The sequence below is a fragment of the Winogradskyella psychrotolerans RS-3 genome, assembly GCF_000427335.1.
Classification (GTDB): Bacteria; Bacteroidota; Bacteroidia; order Flavobacteriales; family Flavobacteriaceae; genus Winogradskyella; species Winogradskyella psychrotolerans.
The window spans coordinates 1-579 of record NZ_ATMR01000023.1; the positions used below are offsets into that span (position 1 = coordinate 1).

General features: G+C 34.0%; 1 protein-coding gene. It reads left to right on the plus strand.

Annotation, left to right across the window (positions count from 1 at the left end):
- On the plus strand, window positions 1-180 hold a 180-nt coding region (locus tag ADIWIN_RS19880), incomplete at its 5' end, for a hypothetical protein (RefSeq protein WP_040756298.1).
- Window positions 181-579: the final 399 nt, after the last annotated feature.

The following is a 579-nucleotide window of genomic DNA, read 5'->3' on the forward strand; positions in this document are numbered from 1 at the left end:
TTACAGCCAAGACAAAATGAATTGTTCCCGGATTTAGCCGGTACAAAACCATTTGATTTTCATGAATTGGCTCTAAATCCCAAAGAAGAGATTATGGCATTGGTAAAAGAAAGCGTTTCTAAGATGTCAGGTAAAAAATGGTTTATATCGCAGGGGATAGCCGGGTATGTGTGCAGTTAAACAAGTATTTTAGAAAGGAATTGAAATGGGAATCCAAACAAATTAAAATCAAACCTTTTTGGAACCCAGACAAAAAAGGACTTGAGTAAAAATACCCTATGGGTAATAGAATGAAATTACCATTTTCCAAATTGTGTTGCTTTTTAAGGCCCACAGAATCAAAGGATTTTTTTAAACCAATATCATTCCCAATAATCCGCTGTACTTGTAAAAACCATAGTACAGGAATAGGAACAACATTCTTCTATTTCCCTGCCTTAATTTACCTTAATTGGTATGTCAACCGATTCCGAAAAATAGTACCATTATTTGAGATAAAAGTAATAGTGCCTCTAAGAGACCTGTGTTATATTTGATCAAGCAAAAAACGGATATGACTATAAAAATGAGAGAAAGCCT